23 protein-coding genes are annotated in these 16201 nt (G+C 69.8%); 8 read left to right on the top strand and 15 right to left on the bottom strand.

The window, feature by feature from the left end; all coding sequences use genetic code 11:
• Nucleotides 1-20: 20 nt before the first annotated feature.
• Both AB0M70_RS41935 and AB0M70_RS41930 read left to right on the top strand, forming a co-directional pair.
• Entirely contained in the window at nucleotides 21-485 is a 465-nt protein-coding gene (locus AB0M70_RS41935; RefSeq protein ID WP_365829109.1) for a polyketide cyclase, read from the top strand.
• A 53-nt stretch (nucleotides 486-538) separates the two neighbouring features.
• Complete coding sequence (locus AB0M70_RS41930; RefSeq protein WP_365829107.1) at nucleotides 539-1027, top strand: hypothetical protein; 489 nt, start codon at nucleotides 539-541, stop codon at nucleotides 1025-1027.
• Between the two features lie 33 nt (nucleotides 1028-1060).
• On the opposite strand, the gene AB0M70_RS41925 is transcribed toward AB0M70_RS41930, so the two are convergent.
• The 12 genes from AB0M70_RS41925 to gvpO form a co-directional block, all read right to left on the bottom strand.
• Nucleotides 1061-2020 carry a TIGR03557 family F420-dependent LLM class oxidoreductase gene (locus tag AB0M70_RS41925; protein WP_365829105.1) on the bottom strand — a complete coding sequence of 320 codons (960 nt, stop codon included), beginning with the start codon at nucleotides 2018-2020 and terminating at the stop codon, nucleotides 1061-1063.
• 57 nt (nucleotides 2021-2077) lie between these two features.
• On the bottom strand, nucleotides 2078-3262 hold the full coding sequence (locus AB0M70_RS41920; RefSeq protein WP_365829103.1) for an alcohol dehydrogenase catalytic domain-containing protein: 1185 nt from the start codon (nucleotides 3260-3262) through the stop codon (nucleotides 2078-2080).
• Nucleotides 3263-3453: 191 nt separating this feature from the next.
• Nucleotides 3454-3735 carry a gas vesicle protein K gene (locus tag AB0M70_RS41915; protein ID WP_365829101.1) on the bottom strand — a complete coding sequence of 94 codons (282 nt, stop codon included), beginning with the start codon at nucleotides 3733-3735 and terminating at the stop codon, nucleotides 3454-3456.
• Complete coding sequence (locus AB0M70_RS41910; RefSeq protein WP_365829099.1) at nucleotides 3732-3968, bottom strand: gas vesicle protein; 237 nt, start codon at nucleotides 3966-3968, stop codon at nucleotides 3732-3734. Before AB0M70_RS41910 ends, AB0M70_RS41915 begins: the two co-directional genes overlap by 4 nt.
• The gene (locus AB0M70_RS41905; RefSeq protein WP_365829097.1) at nucleotides 3965-4837 is read right to left on the bottom strand and encodes a GvpL/GvpF family gas vesicle protein; all 873 of its coding nucleotides are present in this window, start codon (nucleotides 4835-4837) and stop codon (nucleotides 3965-3967) included. The genes AB0M70_RS41910 and AB0M70_RS41905 overlap by 4 nt, the downstream gene beginning before the upstream one ends.
• Entirely contained in the window at nucleotides 4837-5211 is a 375-nt protein-coding gene (locus tag AB0M70_RS41900) for a gas vesicle protein (RefSeq protein WP_365829095.1), read from the bottom strand. Before AB0M70_RS41900 ends, AB0M70_RS41905 begins: the two co-directional genes overlap by 1 nt.
• Before the next feature lie 8 nt (nucleotides 5212-5219).
• Nucleotides 5220-6275 carry an SRPBCC family protein gene (locus tag AB0M70_RS41895; protein WP_365829093.1) on the bottom strand — a complete coding sequence of 352 codons (1056 nt, stop codon included), beginning with the start codon at nucleotides 6273-6275 and terminating at the stop codon, nucleotides 5220-5222.
• 6 nt (nucleotides 6276-6281) lie between these two features.
• A complete protein-coding gene (locus AB0M70_RS41890; RefSeq protein ID WP_365829091.1) occupies nucleotides 6282-7415 on the bottom strand; it encodes a histone protein in 1134 nt (377 codons plus the stop codon).
• A 44-nt stretch (nucleotides 7416-7459) separates the two neighbouring features.
• Nucleotides 7460-7702, bottom strand: a complete 243-nt coding sequence (locus tag AB0M70_RS41885) for a gas vesicle protein GvpG (protein ID WP_365829089.1) — start codon at nucleotides 7700-7702, stop codon at nucleotides 7460-7462.
• 1 nt (nucleotide 7703) lies between these two features.
• A complete protein-coding gene (locus AB0M70_RS41880; protein ID WP_365829087.1) occupies nucleotides 7704-8459 on the bottom strand; it encodes a GvpL/GvpF family gas vesicle protein in 756 nt (251 codons plus the stop codon).
• Nucleotides 8460-8461: 2 nt separating this feature from the next.
• The gene (gvpJ, locus tag AB0M70_RS41875) at nucleotides 8462-8968 is read right to left on the bottom strand and encodes a gas vesicle protein GvpJ (protein WP_365829085.1); all 507 of its coding nucleotides are present in this window, start codon (nucleotides 8966-8968) and stop codon (nucleotides 8462-8464) included.
• A 39-nt stretch (nucleotides 8969-9007) separates the two neighbouring features.
• Complete coding sequence (gvpO, locus tag AB0M70_RS41870; protein WP_365829082.1) at nucleotides 9008-9337, bottom strand: gas vesicle protein GvpO; 330 nt, start codon at nucleotides 9335-9337, stop codon at nucleotides 9008-9010.
• A gap of 273 nt (nucleotides 9338-9610) precedes the next feature.
• Between gvpO and AB0M70_RS41865 the strand changes: the two genes are divergently transcribed.
• A complete protein-coding gene (locus AB0M70_RS41865) occupies nucleotides 9611-10159 on the top strand; it encodes a DUF1062 domain-containing protein (RefSeq protein ID WP_365829080.1) in 549 nt (182 codons plus the stop codon).
• A gap of 56 nt (nucleotides 10160-10215) precedes the next feature.
• Here AB0M70_RS41865 and AB0M70_RS41860 read toward each other — a convergent pair whose 3' ends face one another.
• Nucleotides 10216-11292, bottom strand: a complete 1077-nt coding sequence (locus AB0M70_RS41860) for an iron-containing redox enzyme family protein (protein ID WP_365829078.1) — start codon at nucleotides 11290-11292, stop codon at nucleotides 10216-10218.
• Nucleotides 11293-11503: 211 nt separating this feature from the next.
• On the opposite strand from AB0M70_RS41860, the gene AB0M70_RS41855 reads away from it, so the two are divergent.
• Nucleotides 11504-11692, top strand: a complete 189-nt coding sequence (locus tag AB0M70_RS41855; protein WP_365829076.1) for a hypothetical protein — start codon at nucleotides 11504-11506, stop codon at nucleotides 11690-11692.
• 22 nt (nucleotides 11693-11714) lie between these two features.
• Here AB0M70_RS41855 and AB0M70_RS41850 read toward each other — a convergent pair whose 3' ends face one another.
• Nucleotides 11715-12740 carry a DNA topoisomerase IB gene (locus AB0M70_RS41850; RefSeq protein WP_365829074.1) on the bottom strand — a complete coding sequence of 342 codons (1026 nt, stop codon included), beginning with the start codon at nucleotides 12738-12740 and terminating at the stop codon, nucleotides 11715-11717.
• 145 nt (nucleotides 12741-12885) lie between these two features.
• Complete coding sequence (locus AB0M70_RS41845) at nucleotides 12886-13155, bottom strand: DUF6480 family protein (protein ID WP_365829072.1); 270 nt, start codon at nucleotides 13153-13155, stop codon at nucleotides 12886-12888.
• 210 nt (nucleotides 13156-13365) lie between these two features.
• Here AB0M70_RS41845 and AB0M70_RS41840 point away from each other — a divergent pair, with 210 nt between their 5' ends.
• The 4 genes from AB0M70_RS41840 to AB0M70_RS41825 all read left to right on the top strand — a co-directional run bounded on the left by AB0M70_RS41840 (nucleotide 13366) and on the right by AB0M70_RS41825 (nucleotide 16069).
• A complete protein-coding gene (locus AB0M70_RS41840) occupies nucleotides 13366-14175 on the top strand; it encodes an SDR family oxidoreductase (protein WP_365829070.1) in 810 nt (269 codons plus the stop codon).
• 138 nt (nucleotides 14176-14313) lie between these two features.
• Entirely contained in the window at nucleotides 14314-15045 is a 732-nt protein-coding gene (locus AB0M70_RS41835) for a hypothetical protein (RefSeq protein ID WP_365829068.1), read from the top strand.
• Nucleotides 15042-15296: a hypothetical protein gene (locus AB0M70_RS41830; RefSeq protein WP_365829066.1), complete on the top strand. Its 255-nt coding sequence runs from the start codon at nucleotides 15042-15044 to the stop codon at nucleotides 15294-15296. The genes AB0M70_RS41835 and AB0M70_RS41830 overlap by 4 nt, the downstream gene beginning before the upstream one ends.
• On the top strand, nucleotides 15293-16069 hold the full coding sequence (locus tag AB0M70_RS41825; protein ID WP_365829064.1) for a metallophosphoesterase: 777 nt from the start codon (nucleotides 15293-15295) through the stop codon (nucleotides 16067-16069). The genes AB0M70_RS41830 and AB0M70_RS41825 overlap by 4 nt, the downstream gene beginning before the upstream one ends.
• Nucleotides 16070-16201 lie beyond the last annotated feature (132 nt).

Below are 16201 nucleotides of genomic sequence, written 5' to 3'. Positions count from 1 at the left end.
ATCGTGCGAGGGTGACCCGCATGACGACAGAGCGATTCGAAGTGCAGCGTCAGGTGGCCGCCTCCCCGGAGAAGATCTTCGCGCTGCTGTGTGAGCCCGCCGGACACGTGGCGATCGACAGTTCGGGGATGCTGCAGTCCGCCGAGGGAAAGCCCGTCCGCGGCGCCGGTGACGAGTTCGTCGTCCACATGGACCGCGAGGCGTTGAACGACTACCCCTTGGGCAAGTACGACGTCACGGTGATCATCACGCGGTACGAGCAGGCCGCTCTGATCGAATGGACCATCTCCGGCCAGATACAGCCGCCCATCCGCCACCTGTACGGCTACCGCCTCGAGGCCCGCGAGGGCGGCACCCTGGTGACCTCGTACTACGACTGGAGCGAGATCGAGGAACGCTACCGGGAAGCGAACATCTTCCCGGTCATCCCCGAGGCAGGCCTCCGCGCGACCCTCGGAATTCTGGCACGCAACGTGGAACAGTGACCCCCGGCCACGGCGCCTGAGCAGTCCTTGCGTGCATCCTAGGGGGAGTTTGCATGAGACGTATGTGCGGGGCGGCGTGCCTGACGCTGGGTCTCATCATGGTGAGTGGGTGCAGCCCCGCTGACCTGCCGCTCATAGCGGTACGCAACGGCAACGACGGGCAGCCCGTGGTCGACCTCCGCCCGTGCGAGGAGGGCGAGACCCTCTCTGAGGCTCATCTGGTGAGCTGGACCCCCGAGAAGGGCGAAGCCACGAACGACGGGAAAGACAGCGGGTGGGGGGCAGGGGCAGTGAAGACCCACGGAAGTGGCGTCTTCCCTCTCTTCTCCCCGCCGCCCGCATGGCACGCGCGACCCCACGGCACACAGGAACTGATGTCCGGCCGGACCTACTCCCTGAGCTTCAAGGGATCCGGTAGCTATCAGGCACACGTCTACTTCACCGCCGACGACCTCGCCTCCCTCCGGCCGGGCCAGGTCTGGGCCGACGACCGGGCCATGAGCACCGAGGACTTCGCCGAACTCGTCGACGACAAGTGCTGATGCCCGTCACGGCCGCCTCAAGGCGTTCTGGCCTCAGGCCCCGCGCAGTCGAGGCAGTACCTCGGCGCGGTAGAAGGCGAAGAAGCCCTGCTGCTCGGGGCCGATCTGGCCTACGTACACCTCGTCGAAGCCGGCCTCGGTGTACGCGGAGACGGCCGACGCGTGCTCGTCCGCGTCGTCGCCGCAGACCACCTGGTCGGCGACGGTTTCCTCCGTGACGAGGGTCGAGGCCTGCTCGAAGTGGGCCGGGTCGGGGAGTACTTGGCCGAGCTCCCCCGGGAGGAACTGGGTGGGCCACTTGCGGTGCACCGTCTTGACGGCCTGTGCCCGGTCAGTGCCCCAGCAGACCTTGAGCCCTCCGAGGACCGGTTTCTGCCCGCCGCCCGCGCTGCGGAACTGACTGATCAGTTCCTCGTCCGGTGTCATCGTGACGAACCCGTCCCCGATGCGCCCGGCCAGTGCCGCGGCCTTGGGGCCGAACCCGGAGACGTAGATCGGGACGGGTTCGCTCGGGGTCGTGTAGAGGCGGGCGTTCTCCACGGTGTAGTGGCGGCCCCGGTGGGTGACCTGCTCGCCGGTCAGCAGGTCACGGATGACGTGCACCGCTTCTTCGAGCATCTCCAGGCGTACGTCCACGGCCGGCCACACGTCGCCGAGGATGTGCTCGTTGAGCGCCTCCCCGCTGCCCACGCCGAACCGGAAGCGATTGTCGGTGATCACGCCGGCCGTGGCGGCGGCCTGCGCGTTCAGCGCCGGGTGCATCCGGACGGTGGGGCAGGTCACGAACGTGGTGACGGGCAGTGAGGTCACCTGGGCGAGAGCGCCGATCATCGTCCAGACGAACGGGCTGTTGCCCTGTTCCCCGGTCCACGGGTGGAAGTGGTCGGAGATGGCCAGGCAGTCGAAGCCTGCCTGTTCGGCGGCCCTGGCCTGTTCGAGCATGTCCGCCGGCGAGAACTCCTCGCTCGCCAGGAAGTATCCATAGCGCGTCATCGCGTACTCCTAGGGTGCGCGGCCCCGGCTGAACAGGGCCGGGGCCGGCAGGGCGGGTCACGGCTTCAGAAGCGTCTTGACCATGCCGTCTTCCTTCGCCTGGAAGGTCGCGTACGCCGTCGGCGCGTCCTGCAGCGGCAGGTGATGCGTGGCGAAACCGTCGACGCCCAGCGGGTCGTCGTCGGTGAGATGGGGGCGGATGTCGTCGATCCAACGCCATACGTTGGCCTGCCCCATACGCACCTGCATCTGCTTGTCGAACATCTTCAGGAGCGGCATGGGGCTCGCCGCACCGCCGTAGACACCGCTGATGGAGAGCGTGCCACCGCGGCGGACGATGTCGATCCCCGCGAACAGTGCGCTCATGCGGTCGATGCCCGCCTTCTGCATCATCGGGCGGGCCAGCTTGTCGGGCAGGAGGCCGGTGGCCCACTGCGCGGCCTGCCCGACGGGCGCGCCGTGCGCTTCGAGGCCGACCGCGTCGATGACGGCGTCCGTGCCCCGGCCCTGGGTCAGGTCGCGGACGGCGTCGCCCAGGTCCTTCTCGTGCTCACGCAGGTCCAGGACGGTCACACCACGGCGCCGGGCCCGTTCGAGGCGCGCGTCGACCAGGTCGACCCCGATGACGAGCTCCGCGCCACGCAGGCGTGCGATCCGGGCGGCCATGTCGCCGATGGGCCCGAGACCGAGGACGGTGACGCTGCCGCCGGCGGGGATGTCGGCGTACTCGACCGCCTGCCACGCGGTGGGCAGCACGTCGGAGAGATAGACGAACCGGTCGTCGGGCGGCCCGTCGGGCACCTTGATGGGCAGCTGGTTGCCGAACGGCACCCGCAGCAACTCGGCCTGCCCGCCGGGGACTTGGCCGTAGAGCTTGGTATAGCCGAAGAGGGAGGCGCCGCTCCCCATGGACGTGACCTGGGTCGTCTCGCACTGCGAGTGCAGTCCCCGGTCACACATCCAGCAGGTGCCGCAGGAGACGTTGAAGGGGATCACCACGCGGTCCCCGACCGATACGCCGGTGACGTCGGGCCCGGTCTCGGCGACCACACCCATGGTCTCGTGCCCGAGGATGTCACCCGGGTCGAGGAACGGTCCGAGGACCTCATAGAGATGGAGGTCCGAACCGCAGATCCCCGTCGAGGTCACCTGGACGATGATGTCGTCGGGCTTCTCGATGCGGGGGTCGGGGACCTCCTCGACGCGTACGTCGCGCTTGCCGTGCCATGTCAATGCGCGCATTTTTACGCGCCTCCTCAGGTCGGTGGCGTGCTGCTCTTTACCGTGGGCCCCTGTACCAGGCTGGACACACTGTCGTCTGTCCCGCCACAGGAAGCCCTTCGTCTGTGATCACCTCGGGTACCTGGGAACGCCCGAGTAATGCATGACTTTGGTCCTCCTTTCGCGCGTGACGGCCGCCACCGGGCATGGCGTCAGTCATGCGGCAGCAGGGAGCCGAGCGGGCCCAGGTCGAGATTGAGGTCTTCGCGACGCAGTCCGTGCCGCTCGCAGAGGTCGGTCATGCGTTCGTCGAGGAGCATGAGCGCGGTCCCGACTCGTTCCTCTTGTTCGTCGGTGAGATCACCCGCGTCGAAGCGGCGCACGGCTTGGCGCTCCATGAGCTGGCGGAGCAGTTCGACGACGGTCAGGACGAGGGAGGCCAGGTCGCGGCCGACGTCGTCGGGGTCGAGGTCCACGCGGGCAGTCGCGCTCACAGCGGCCCTCCGTCGGCCCACGGCGCGGGGACCCGCTCGCTCACGGACGCAAGGAGCGCGTGCAGCGAGATCCGTACGAGGGGTACCTCCGCGATGGCGATGACGAGGTCGCCGCTGACGACGACGCCGGTGGCCAGCACCCGGTCGAGGAGGTCGACGAGTGGGACCCCGATGGGCGCGCCGCTTTCGGGGCCCTGCCAGGCGACCGGTTGGGTGGCCGTGTGCGGGCTCATGTGCGACTCCCGGCGTGTGATCCGCTGTGTGCTTCGTGCTGCGGTCGGCCGTCCGTTTCGGTGAGGGAGGCCGCGTCCACGAATGAGTAGGGCACCCACGGGCCGGTGACCTCCACCTCGCAGCCCTCGAACTCGGGCGCGGCCCGCAGCCGGTCGAGCAGCGCGTTGAACTCCGGTCCACTCTGCTCGGGGACCAGATAGGCGGCGTTCAAGATCTGCGTACGGTCACGGCCGACGATCTCGGCGCCGTGCGGTCGGCGGCGCACTGTCGCGTCCGCGATCGAGAGGACGGCACGGTCGAGCAACTCGGCCGCGTCCAGCGCGCGTTGACGGCGGTCGTCGCGTTCCTGGCCTCGCTCACGCAACCGGGCCAGATAGGCGCGTCCGCTGGGGGCGGGCGCCTCGTCGCGCGCCGGGGATTCCTGCGGGGTCTGCGGTGCGGGCTTGCGGCCGGCGAGCAGATTGACCTTCACCGCCCACTCGTTGCGGCCCGTGATCCGTTCCAGGGTCCGCTCGAAGCGCGGCACATCCGCCACCAGGGCGGCCCGGCACCGTTCCTCGGAGTGGTACAGCGTGGCCAACGGGAGCGGGATCGCCCCGCCCCGCGCGGCGCATGCGGTCACCACCGCGTGGTGGTCCCGCACGCAGCGCTCCAGCGTCGCGGGTTCGGAAAGCCGCGCGCGCAGTGCCTTTTCGGAGTAGTCGTCGACCGGAACGTCCTGGACCACGGCCCACAGAGCGCCGGCCGGGACCAGGCGCAGGGGGCCGCCGCCTTCGTGGCCCATCAGGTCCGGGGGCAGGTCCGGTCCTCGGCCTCGTCGGACGGCGAACACACACACGGCGTGCGCGGGGGCGGGCGCTGTTGCCATCAGTGGGGCTTCTCCTTCATCCGTTCCGGTCGCCGTGGTGCTCCGTCATCGGCGGGAGCGAGCTCTTCCAACTGGGCGCGCAACCGCCGGTTCTCCTCGCGGAGGTCGTCACGGGCGGCGCTCGACGACAGGGCCGGGTCGGTCTCCCACCAGTCGATGCCGGCCTTGCGCGCGGTGTCCACGGAGGCGATGAACAGCCTGAGCCGGATGGTGAGCAACTCGATGTCGAGCAGGTCGATCTTGATGTCGCCGGCGATGACGATGCCCTTGTCCAGCACCCGTTCGAGGATGTCGGCGAGGCTCCCGTCAGCGGAACGGCCCAGGTCCGACCCTTGAGGTGACGGTGACGAGCGCCAGGTGTCGAGGTCGTCCATCGCGCCGGTCACCGCCTTCGGGCGGATCGGGCGCGGGGTCGTCGGGTGTCCTCGTCTTCCTCGTCCTCCTCATCCTCATCCTCCGCGTCCTCGTCGTCCTCGTCCCGCTCCTCCGGCTCGTCATCCTCCGCGTCCTCGTCGTAGTCCTCGTCCTCGGCGTCTCGGTCCTCGGCGTCCTGGTCCTCGTCGTCGTACTCGGACTCGGCGTCGCTGTCCTGGCCCTCGTCGTCGTAGTCGTCGTCCTCCAGGCCCTCCTCGTGGGTGCGGACGACCTCGCCGTCCCGGATCTCGCCGCGCCAGCCCTCCACCTCCTCGTCCGCGTTGAGCGTCACGTAGCGGGCGAAGTGCTTGAGGTCGAGCCGCAGGCGGCGGCCCTGAGCACGCCACAGGTTGCCGGTCTTCTCGAAGAAGCCGGCGGGGTAGTACTCGACGATCACGACGATGCGGGTGAGCGTCGGGGCGAGTTCGTGGAAACTGACGGCTCCACGGGTGCTGCCCTTGCTCCCCTCCGAGGACCAGACGATCCGGTCGTCGGGCACCTGTTCCTGGACCGTCGCCTTCCAACTCCTGCTGGACGGGCCGACCTTCACCTTCCAGTCCGAACTCACGTCGTCGTCGGACATCGAGACGCTGCGGACACCTTTGGTGAAGCCGCTGAACTCCTCGTACTGGGTCCACTGGTCGTAGACCGTCCGCAGCGGGACACCCACGTCGATCACCTCGACGATGTTGGTGACCTTGGTATCGCCTGCTCCTCCCCCGCCGCCTCCGGAGGAGAACAGGTCCTTCGCCTTGCCGACGACGCTGTCCTTGATGTCCTTGGCCTTCTCCGCCACGACGGCTTTCGCGGGCGAGTCACCCTGCAGCATCCTGGCGCCCATCTTGGGCAGAGACCCGCCGTTGTCCGCCACGTCCTGCAGCTTGTCGGTGAGACCACCCAGCGCGTCACCCAACTTGTCGGTCAGGTTCTGTGCCTGGGCGTCGAGAAAATCGGTGAGCCCATCACGCAGCCGGTCCATGCCCGACTCCTCGCCGCTGCCGGCGCTCTTCTTCCGTTCGGCCATGGCCGGTCAGCTCCTCTGCCTCGAACGCGACGTCGTCGCTCTGCCGCTCGACCTCTTGGCGGCACCGGTCTTCTTCGCTGCCGTCTTCTTCGCTGCGGACTTCTTTGCCGTTGTCTTCTTTGCCGTTGTCTTCTTTGCCGTTGTCTTTTTCGCTGGTGTCTTCTTCGCCGTCGACTTCTTTGCTGCTGTCTTCTTCGCGGGAGTGGACTTCGCCGTCTTCTTCGCCGCTGTCTTCTTGGCGGAGGTCGACTTCTGAGTGGCGGTCTTCTTCGCAGGGGTGGTCTTCTTCGCGGGGGCGCTCTTCTTCGCGGCGGACTTCCTGGCGGGGGGCGCCTTCTTGGCGGGTGGAGCCTTCTTCGCCGGGGCCTTCTTCGCCGCGGACTTCTTGCGGGGCGAGGCCTTCTTCGCCGCAGCCGGTTCCGAACCGTCCTTACCGCCCCTGGACCCTTCGCGTTCGGTACGCGCTATCGCGGACTTCTTGCCCTGGGGCTTCTTCGCTCCCGACCTGGGGGCGGACCGTTCCCGGCCCGCCCTCCGGCGCGGCGTCGAACGGTGTTCCGCGTCGCGGCTCGGGCGTCGGCGGTCGTGGTCCTCACGGCCTGCGGCGCCGCGGTGCCGACGCGAGGTCCGGCTCCGGGAAGGGGCCGACGGCTCGTCGTCACCTTCCTCGTCTGCACCTTCCTCCTCGTCACCTTCCGCGTAGTCGTCCTGGTTCTCGTCTTCGCCCTCTGTGTCGTCGTCCTCGTCGTCGTACCGCGCGTCCTGGTCGTCCCAGTCCTCATCCTGCTCGTCACGCTGCTCGTCGTCGTCCGCGTCCCGCTCCCGCGACGACCTCAGGGACTGGGTGCGCTCGGCCAGTCGGTCCGTGAAAGACGACATCTGACGGCCGGCCGCGGCGGACATCGCAGCCCTCCCCGCGTCCAGCAACTCACCCCGCACCTGTTCGCTGAGATCGGCGAACTGCGGTGTCTCGCGCAAACGTTGGGCGCCCTGACGGAGCAGTTCCTGCGGCGAGAGGCCGAACTTGCGACCCGCGAGATAGGAGCCCACGGCGAAAGCGAGTTTGGCCTTCTTCGTGCGGCCCAGGAGGTATCCCCCGGCTACTGCTGCGCCAAGAGCGATTCGGTTGCATTCATTCATCAGGAACTTCCCGTGAGTCGAGGCCGACGCCGCCGCGCACAACGTCAGGAGGCCGGGCGGTAAGGACGACGTTCCAACAGGTCGAGCAGGTGCTCTTCTTCGCGTTCGAACTGGTCGAGATCGATGTCGCCCTGGTCCAGGGCTTCGTTGAGGGCGGCGAGCCGGGCTCTGACCGCGTCCGGTGAGTACAGCTCGGTTTCCGCCGCCTCGATCAGCCGGTCCGCGACCCAGCCCACACCGCGGATCGGTGCCAGCGGGAGCAGCAGGATGCCGCTGATCAGTCCCATGTCACGCGCCCGCGGGTACGGCTTCGGCGCTCACGAAGCTGTAACAGGGCAACGGTCCCGTGAGAGTCAGCGTGATCCGCCCCCGGCAGCGGGTGGCGAGCAGATCAACGGCCTTGCGGAAGGCGGTCTCGGCGCTCCGCGGCACCAGGAAGGAGACGTTCATGGCCCCTCCGGCGTTCTCGCGGCCCTCACGCGTCTCCGCCGCCAGCGGGCGCAGCTCGGCCAGCACGTCGGCGGCAGCCTGCTCCGCCCGGCGTTGCAGCGCTCCGGCGACGGCTTCGCCCAGGCGCACGTTCGCCTCGTACCCGGGACGTCGCCGTGTCGTCTCGCGCAGCGCCCGCAGGCCGGCGTCCTCGCGCAGCACGTCGGGCAGCGCCTCGGGCACGGACACGCCCTTGAGGTTCCACTCGGCCTTGCCCTCCAGCCGTGCCAACGCGGCGAGATGGGCCTCACGGGCGGAGTCGAGGCCGGCGAGGACGGTCTCCTCGTCGGGGGCGATCACTCCGAAGCGCATGGGCAGGACGGGGCCCTGCCGGGCGAGTTCGGCGAGCACGTCCTGATGGGCGCTGAGGTCACGTCGTCGCGCGCGCGGACGTCCCGCCACCGGGCTCGCCACGGCGGCGAGGCCGTCCCGGCCAAGCACCGACACGACGGCGTTCTCGTCGCCGACGGCACGGCAGCCGCGTGCGTGTGCGGCGTGCTCGGGAGCGGTGATGGCGTACACGTACAGGCCGGGCGGGCCGGGGGGTGTCGGCACGGTCAGTCCTCTTCGTCTTCGTCACGGCGCCGTGCGCGGGGGCGCTGACTGCCGCGGGATGTGGAGCGGGAACGGGAGGACGAGCGCGAGGGTGCGCCGCGGCGCGGGCGGCTCGCCTCGCGCTCCTCTTCGTCGTCATCGTCGTCGTCGGAGCCCGAGTCCAGGCCCAGGGTGTCCTTGACCTTGTCGCCGACGGACCGGGCGGCCTTCCTGGCACCGGCCTTGCCCACGGCCGTGGCCGCGCCGCCGCCGAAGAGCTCCGGGACGGTCTTGCTGCGGGAATCGTGTTCGAGGTCGAGGCGATTGCATGCCTCGGCGAAGCGGAGGTAGGTGTCGACGGACGCGATGACGATCCTCGCGTCGATCTTCAGGATCTCGATGCCGACCAGCGAGACCCGCACGAAGACGTCGATGACCATGCCGCGGTCGAGTATGAGTTCCAGGACGTCGTAGAGCGTGCCCGCACGGGGCGCGCACGGGACGACGTCCTCGCTGTAGGTGGTGGTCATGAAAGGGCCTGCTCCTCTCGACGGCGCAGAAGGTGCGCCTCAGCTGTCCGCCCAGCCGCGTCGGTAGCGGCGGACTCTGCGGTACTGCGTCAGGCGTCCGCGCGCGTCCAGATCCACCTCGTAGGTGGCCAGGAGACTGGTGGTGTCGGGAATGCGAGCCACCTCCAGCACATCCACGCTGACCCGCCAGCCATCGCTCTCGGTCGGGCAGACGGCCGACACACCTTCAGCGCGGTGACCGATGAGTTCGGTCAGCGTCCGGCATGCCTCGCCGACCAGTTCCCGCAGGTCCGGGACACCGTGCTCGTCGGCGCGCTGCGCCGACCGGCGGGGGGCGGCGGCCTGGGTGCGTCGTGAGCGCTCGGTCATGCGACCACTCTTGAACGCCCGGTGCTCGACGGCACGGGCTGATAGACCGATCAGGTGCCGCAGCGGCCAGGGGGCGGCCTCCGCAAGGCGCCACAAAAAGCAGTGGTACGGCGCCGCTGTGCGCGCTTACGGTGCTGGCGAACCGAGTCGTCCAGGACAGGACGTGCCGTTGTACACCGTGTGAGTCCTCCCGAGCGCTGAATCGTCGCGCGTCGCACCTGTGCGCCGCGCTCCTTTTTGCTGCGGACTTCTCACTGAAACCGGTGTACTTCTGTGCTCAACAACTGGGTGGTCATGCCCACCTGCCTGCCGACCGTTCTGCGCCGCTGTCACGTGTGCGCGTCCGATCGCTTCCGGACCGACGGAAAATTTCGCGTCAACGCGCACCACAAGGTCCTCGACGCCTGGCTCCTCGTGCTCTGCGCCACCTGCGGGGTCACGGCGAAGCTCACGGTCCTGGAGCGGGTGCGGGTGCGCTCCGTACGGCCTGAGCTCCTTGACCGGATGCACGCCAACGACCGTGGCCTGGCGGCCGAGCTGCTCCAGGACCCGGTCGTGCGGCGCCGCAATCGCATCGCCCTCGACTGGGACGACGCCTGGCGCCTCGACACCGGCGGTGCGGATGATCTGGACCGCGAGGTGGTCGACGTCTCGGTCCGCTTCGCGGCGCGGATACCCGTGCGGCCGGTGCGGCTGATCTCTGAAGGCTGCGGGCTTTCGCGGGCCGAGGTCGGCAGACTGATCGACGAGGGGAAGGTCGTCTCGGCCGTCCGGCTGAGTGGCAAGCTCTCCGGCGACTTCGCCTTCATGCTCAAGCGCTGAGCCCTCTCAGGGCCGGGGGCCTGACCCGCGATCCGCCGGTCGGGCCCCCGCGCGTTTTACCCCCTTGCCCGGCGGGCGTGCTCTGCCGGTGCGGTGCGCATCGCGGGGATGCCCACCGTGTAGGCCGCCGAAGGGCGCAGCACGCTGGCCCCCCGACGCCAGGCGTCCAGGAGGCGACCGGCGAGGCGGTCCTCGAGGAAGCCCGTCGCGTGCAGGCCGAAGGCAACGTCGGACGCGAGGGCGGGTTCGGCGGCCAGGAGGCCGCCGACGACCTCGCGGCGCACCACCTGCTCGTGCACCGCGTCGGCTTCCACGTGCTCGTCGTAGAACCGCAGGGCCGCGGGTCCCGCACCGGTCCGGCGCAGCGCGGCGGCCAACCGGCGCGAACCGGGCGGCGATGTCACCTCGACCGCGGCGAAGTGCCCGACCAGCGCGCCGCGATGAGCTCGGTGCAGCCCGAACAGCGACATCAGGTTGACCGTGGCGAGCGCCTCCGAGGGAGCCTCGTCGAGGTAGTGGCCGTAGGCCGTCTCCAGCGCGAGGTCCTCCATGAGGTCGGCGAAGAGCCGCGCGTGGATGTCCTCGGCGCGCCCGGCCCCGAACTCGTCGTACTCGATGGCCACCATCGCGGCCTTGGCCCTGCCGTGCAGTCTGGGGATCACCCAGGCGTGCGGGTCGGCCTCCTTGAGGTGGTACAGCGAGCGCAGCGCCGCGTACTCCTTGAGCTGCCACAGCTCGCCGTCACGTCGCAGGTAGTGACTGACGCTCGAAAGGTCGTGGCCCGACGGCTCCCGCTGCAGGGCGTCCAGTGCCTCTTCCGGATCGTGGTGCCGCGGCACGTCCGCATGCAGCGCGGCGAGGAACCGCTGTTCGAGCACCTGTCGCAGGGTCAGCAGGCCGGGGTCCCACTCCCGGTCGTCGCCGACGCCCCTGAACCCCTGGTAGTGCAGTTCGTAGAGGACGTAGAGCGCGAGCTGGAGATCATCCCCGTAGGGGTCGGCGTGCCGCGCCCGGTCCGGCGGAAGGCAGACGGGCTCGTGGCGCTGGAGTGCGGCGAGCACGTCGTCGGACAGTTCGCCGCGGGGAGCCGGGAGCCCGGGACTGACTCGGCGGGACTCGGTACGCGGACTCATGGCGATGGTTCTCCTCCGTCGTGGCGTGTGGTTCGTCGTTGCCGGCCTGTCCCGGCGGTGACTGTTCCCTGTGCGCCCGGGCTGGGTGCCCCAGTGATCGCCGTTCACACGCGCGCACGACACACGGCACGGTGACGCTCTGTCATCAGCGAGGGCCCCATCCGGCGTAGCCGGGTCGCGAGGAGGGCGGGCGCTGCCTTACACCGGACCTATGAGCGACAGCGAGAAGCAGGTCTACAACCCCGGTGAGATCGTCCCCGCTTCGGGGATCTACGAGTGCGACTGCCAGCAGCATCACGGCTACAGCACCGACGTACACGGCCACCGCTTCCCGCCACCGCCGGCGGGCTGCACCGGCCACGGCTGGAAACTCAAGGACGCCGCGCACCCCGACTCCTGACGCGCCCCAGCACGACACCACGTCATTTCAGCAGGCGCAGGACCGCCTCCTCGATGGCTCCCTGGGTCGCGGGGTGGCCGAACTCGGCGCCGTCACCCAACTGCTCCAACGCACCGGCGATCGTGCGGCCTTCGTCGAAGAGCTCGATGACGCGCGGGTTGATGTACGAGGCGCGGCACACCGCGGGCGTGTTGCCCAGGTACGCGCTGACCTCGCGGACGGCACGGGTGACGGCGCTCTTGCGTGCGGTACGGGACTCGTCGGCGACCCGCGCGGACACGGCGAGGGCGACCGCGGCCAGGACGGTCGCGTGCCAGGTGCGGAAGTCCTTCGCGGTGATGTCCTTGCCCGCGCGGTCGCGCAGGTAGTCGTTGAGCTCGGGGGCGTTCAGCTCGTGCCAGGTCCCGCCCTGCCAGTAGGCGAACAGCCGTTGGCCCCCGCCGTCTCGGCGCAGCAGGGCGCGCAGGACCTTGCAGGCGGGCGGATCGACGAGCGCGCGCGTCTGCGTCTTGGAGTACTTCGCCGGATACGTGAGGCACACCTCCCCGCTCCGGCAGGAGGCGTGCTCCTTGAGCAGGGTGGTCAGTCCGTACGTGCCGTTGTCGCGCCGGTAGGACTCGTTGCCGATGCGGAAGAAGCCGAGGTCGAGCAGGCGCACGGCGCAGGCGAGGACCCTTTCGCGGCAGAGACCGCGACGGCCGAGGTCCTCCGTCACGTGCGCGCGCACCTCGGGAAGCGCGCGGGCGACCTCCAGCACGTGGTCGTGCTTCGCCGTCTCCTGACGCTCCCGGAACTGCGGGTGGTACAGGTACTGGCGTCTGCCCGCGGCATCGGTGCCGATGGCCTGCAGGTGCCCGTTGGGCCAGGGGCAGATCCACACGTCCTGCCAGGCCGGCGGGATGACGAGCCGCCGCAGGCGCTCCTTCTCCTCGGGGTCGGTGACGGGGCGCCCCGAAGCGTCCTTGTAGCGAAACCCACGTCCCGAACGGACGCGGGAGATCCCGGGCCCGTCGACCTGGCTCGTCCTCAGCCGCCGCTTCTCGCGCATGACCCAGGAGTGCCCTCAAAACGCGGCGTCAGACCCTGGATTGAGGCGTTTGGCGCAGTACACCGCTCGGGGGCCGGGCCCCGGCGTGCGCCTCTCCGGCGGGGAGGCGCCGGTCCCGCCCATGTTCACCGGTCCCTGTTCCGCGTCACAGCAACAGAACCAGCGCGTAGACGAGGAAGAACGCCGCGACCAGGACGACGAGGCCGATGATCAGGGTCAGCGGGCCCTTGGACCAGCCCTTGGACGGATTGTGTGTTTCCTCGGGCCCCGCTCCCGACATGCTGCTCTCGGCGGGCGGGGTCTCCCCCGGCGGCACGCTTCCGCCGGGTTCAAGACCGGTGGCCTTGCTGGGGTCGGGATTCGGGTCCGGGGTGCGGGGGTCCGGGTCCGGGTCCGACTGGTGGGGAGGAGTCATGTGATCCAAGTTCCCACGCCGTCCGGACCCTCACCTCTCCACGGCCACCGATGTGGGGCGCCGAGCGATGGTTGCCCCGCGTTCTCGAGGAGACCCGGAAGCGTGCATGACCGAACCTGGACGCAGGGTGCCCGGTGATCCGTCCGACGGCCCGAGCCGACGCCCCCACGGTCCGTCGACCGGCCGGGACCCGGCACACGAGGAGGTTGCATGACCGAGCGCACCGCTGCCACCACCAGAGCGGCCGTCGTCACCGGCGCGGACTCCGGCATCGGCCGGGCGACGGCAGTCCGTCTCGCCGAGGCCGGGATGGACGTCGGGATCACCTGGCACAGCGATCAGGAAGGCGCCGAGAGGACGGCCGACGAGGTACGCGGGCACGGCCGACGCGCGGTCGTCGCCCAGATGGACCTGTCCCGGCTGCCGGATGCCGCGCAGGTGGTCGACGAGCTCGCCGAGCGGCTCGGCCGGATCGACGTCCTGGTCAACAACGCCGGCACCGGCACCCGCACCCCTTTCCTCGACCTGCGGCACGAGGACGTCGTACGCGTCCTCGACGTCGACCTCGTCGGCCCGTTCCTGTGCGGCCAGCTCGCCGCGCGCCGCATGATCCGGCAGGGCGATGCGGGCCGGATCATCAACGTGACCTCGGTGCACGAGCACCAGCCCCGCGTGGGCGCGGCCCCCTACTGCGCAGCCAAGGGCGGACTCGGGCTGCTCACCCAGGTGATGGCCCTGGAACTCGCGGAACACGGCATCACCGTCAACTCCGTCGCCCCCGGCGAGATCGCCACCCCGATGACCGGGCAGGAGGACACCGACGTACACGACGTGGACCGCCCCGGCATCCCGCTCGGCCGCCCAGGTGACGCCCGTGAGATCGCCGCCGTCATCGCGTTCCTCGCGGGGCCCGACTCCTCGTACGTGACCGGCGCGTCCTGGGTCGCCGACGGCGGCATGGTACGGATGGGCCCCCAAGCCGGTTCCCACCTCCGCAGCGATGCATGGCGGCGGCCCTGAGATGCCGGCAGCGGGCGGATCGGGCGGCCGGATAGAAATCGGCGGACCGGGTATCGGATGGGCCTGGATCGGAGATCGTCGGAGACTGCCGACCTGCGCGATCAGTGCAGCAGCCGGTGTCCGGAAACGGAGCAGCAGGTGACGCGGAACGCGGAAGACGCCACCCCAGGCCCCCTCACCGACGACCGGCAGAGGCCGGTCACCGAACCGTCCGCGGCGGGAGAGACCATCGGGGTGAGAACACATCACGACTCCCCTGCCGAAGAACTGCCGCCGGACCTCAATCAGGCCATCCTCGAGGCGGCCAAGCAGGTCGGCGCCGTGCTCAAGAGGGGCGGTCACGACTTCGCCCTGGCCGGCAGCGTCGCCGTACACGCGCACGGCGGGACCGGGAACCTCCAGCACGACGCCGACTTCTGCATCAAGCCGGAGGACGCCGACGCGGTCGCGGCGACCCTGACCGATGCCGGCCTCACGGTGTACGCGCCGCCGGAGGACTGGCTGCTCAAGGCCAAGTGCCTGGGACAGGACATCGACCTCATCTTCGAACTGGCCCACCAGCCGGTGACCGCCGAGCTCCTGGGACGGGCCTCGGAGCTGCCGGTGGACTCGGTGCAGATGCCGGTCCTTGCGCCGACGGACCTGGTGCGGGCCCTGCTCTCCGCCTTCTCCGAGCACCACTGCGACTTCGGTGCCGTCCTGCCGATCGCGCGGCAACTGCGGGAAAAGATCGACTGGGAGGAAGTCCGCCGAGATTGCGGGGACGCGCCCATGCCGGCGGCCTTCCTGTATCTCCTGGAGCGCCTCCAGGTCATCGCACCACAAGGAGAGGCACCGGGCGGAAGCGCACCACTAGGAGGAGACCGATGAACGACCAGGCGCACGCCGACTACCGCATCGCCCACCTCAAGGAGCGGCTCGCCGCCGAGGAGCTGGGCGAACTGGGCATTCGTATCGAGACCCGCGGTCCGTCCGTGATGGTCGCCGGGACCGTGCCCACGACGCACTGCCGCGACGAACTGCGGCGCACCGTGAACGAGGAACTGGACGGCCTGACGGTCCACTTCGACATCGTGGTGGCCGAGTCATCGGCCCCCGACCACCCCGAGGAGCTCGCATGATCCGCGTCGCAGCCGTGGGGGACATCCATATGGGCCTCGACAGCCAAGGTGCGCTCAGGCCCGCCTTCGAGACCCTCCCCGACTGCGCGGACCTGCTGCTCCTCGCGGGGGACCTCACCCGTCACGGCACGCCGGAGGAGGCCCGCGTCGTGGCCCGGGAGGTCACCGGCCTGCCGGTGCCGGTCGTCGCGGTGCTCGGCAACCACGACCATCACGACGAGCGGCCCGACGAGGTCACCGCCATCCTGCGCGATGCGGGCATCCAGGTGCTCGAGGGGCAGGGCACGGTCGTCGAGGTCGACGGCAAACGCGTGGGAGTGGCGGGCACCAAAGGCTTCGGGGGCGGCTTCATCGGCCGCAGCGGCAGCGAGTTCGGTGAGCCCCTGATGAAGGAGTTCATCCGCTACACCCGCCGCTGTGCCGACGGACTGCGGACCTCGCTGCGCGAACTGGCGGAGCAGGACTGCGATGCCCGGGTCGCGCTCATGCACTTCTCACCCGTGTCGGACACCTTGGCGGGCGAACCCCTGGAAATTTTCCCGTTCCTGGGCAGCTATCTCCTGGCGGAGGCGGTCGACGAGGCGGGCGCAGACCTGGCCGTCCACGGCCATGCGCACGCGGGCACCGAACACGGCATGACCAGTGGTGGCGTGCCGGTCCGCAATGTCGCGCAGCCGGTCATCCGCAAGGCGTTCAACGTGTATCACCTGCCGGGCCGCGGGGGTTCGGCCCAGACCGCGGCCGCCGCGGCTTCGTCCGAACGGACCGGCTGAGCGCGTCCTCCAGCACCGACGGCTGAGGCCCGGACCACATCTTGAGTTCTAGCGGTCGTCGCAACACCCCACTTCAGGGGTGCGATGGACTTCAGGATCCGGGACGACCGGAATCCGCAGGGCCGGAGGCAG

Origin of the sequence: Streptomyces sp. NPDC051214 (assembly GCF_040682375.1) — a bacterium.
Classification (GTDB): domain Bacteria; phylum Actinomycetota; class Actinomycetes; order Streptomycetales; family Streptomycetaceae; genus Streptomyces.
The sequence above is the reverse complement of the archived record's forward strand: the minus strand, read 5'-3'. Positions and strand labels throughout refer to the sequence as shown.

What these genes read in the sequence shown, in the direction of transcription:
- AB0M70_RS41935 (WP_365829109.1), top strand. Translation starts at nt 21, where the DNA reads ATGACGACAGAGCGATTCGAAGTGCAGCGTCAGGTGGCCGCCTCCCCG.
- AB0M70_RS41930 (WP_365829107.1), top strand. Translation starts at nt 539, where the DNA reads ATGAGACGTATGTGCGGGGCGGCGTGCCTGACGCTGGGTCTCATCATG.
- AB0M70_RS41925 (WP_365829105.1), bottom strand. Translation starts at nt 2,020, where the DNA reads ATGACGCGCTATGGATACTTCCTGGCGAGCGAGGAGTTCTCGCCGGCG.
- AB0M70_RS41920 (WP_365829103.1), bottom strand. Translation starts at nt 3,262, where the DNA reads ATGCGCGCATTGACATGGCACGGCAAGCGCGACGTACGCGTCGAGGAG.
- AB0M70_RS41910 (WP_365829099.1), bottom strand. Translation starts at nt 3,968, where the DNA reads ATGAGCCCGCACACGGCCACCCAACCGGTCGCCTGGCAGGGCCCCGAA.
- AB0M70_RS41905 (WP_365829097.1), bottom strand. Translation starts at nt 4,837, where the DNA reads ATGGCAACAGCGCCCGCCCCCGCGCACGCCGTGTGTGTGTTCGCCGTC.
- AB0M70_RS41900 (WP_365829095.1), bottom strand. Translation starts at nt 5,211, where the DNA reads ATGGACGACCTCGACACCTGGCGCTCGTCACCGTCACCTCAAGGGTCG.
- AB0M70_RS41895 (WP_365829093.1), bottom strand. Translation starts at nt 6,275, where the DNA reads ATGGCCGAACGGAAGAAGAGCGCCGGCAGCGGCGAGGAGTCGGGCATG.
- AB0M70_RS41890 (WP_365829091.1), bottom strand. Translation starts at nt 7,415, where the DNA reads ATGAATGAATGCAACCGAATCGCTCTTGGCGCAGCAGTAGCCGGGGGA.
- AB0M70_RS41885 (WP_365829089.1), bottom strand. Translation starts at nt 7,702, where the DNA reads ATGGGACTGATCAGCGGCATCCTGCTGCTCCCGCTGGCACCGATCCGC.
- gvpJ (WP_365829085.1), bottom strand. Translation starts at nt 8,968, where the DNA reads ATGACCACCACCTACAGCGAGGACGTCGTCCCGTGCGCGCCCCGTGCG.
- gvpO (WP_365829082.1), bottom strand. Translation starts at nt 9,337, where the DNA reads ATGACCGAGCGCTCACGACGCACCCAGGCCGCCGCCCCCCGCCGGTCG.
- AB0M70_RS41860 (WP_365829078.1), bottom strand. Translation starts at nt 11,292, where the DNA reads ATGAGTCCGCGTACCGAGTCCCGCCGAGTCAGTCCCGGGCTCCCGGCT.
- AB0M70_RS41855 (WP_365829076.1), top strand. Translation starts at nt 11,504, where the DNA reads ATGAGCGACAGCGAGAAGCAGGTCTACAACCCCGGTGAGATCGTCCCC.
- AB0M70_RS41850 (WP_365829074.1), bottom strand. Translation starts at nt 12,740, where the DNA reads ATGCGCGAGAAGCGGCGGCTGAGGACGAGCCAGGTCGACGGGCCCGGG.
- AB0M70_RS41845 (WP_365829072.1), bottom strand. Translation starts at nt 13,155, where the DNA reads ATGACTCCTCCCCACCAGTCGGACCCGGACCCGGACCCCCGCACCCCG.
- AB0M70_RS41840 (WP_365829070.1), top strand. Translation starts at nt 13,366, where the DNA reads ATGACCGAGCGCACCGCTGCCACCACCAGAGCGGCCGTCGTCACCGGC.
- AB0M70_RS41830 (WP_365829066.1), top strand. Translation starts at nt 15,042, where the DNA reads ATGAACGACCAGGCGCACGCCGACTACCGCATCGCCCACCTCAAGGAG.
- AB0M70_RS41825 (WP_365829064.1), top strand. Translation starts at nt 15,293, where the DNA reads ATGATCCGCGTCGCAGCCGTGGGGGACATCCATATGGGCCTCGACAGC.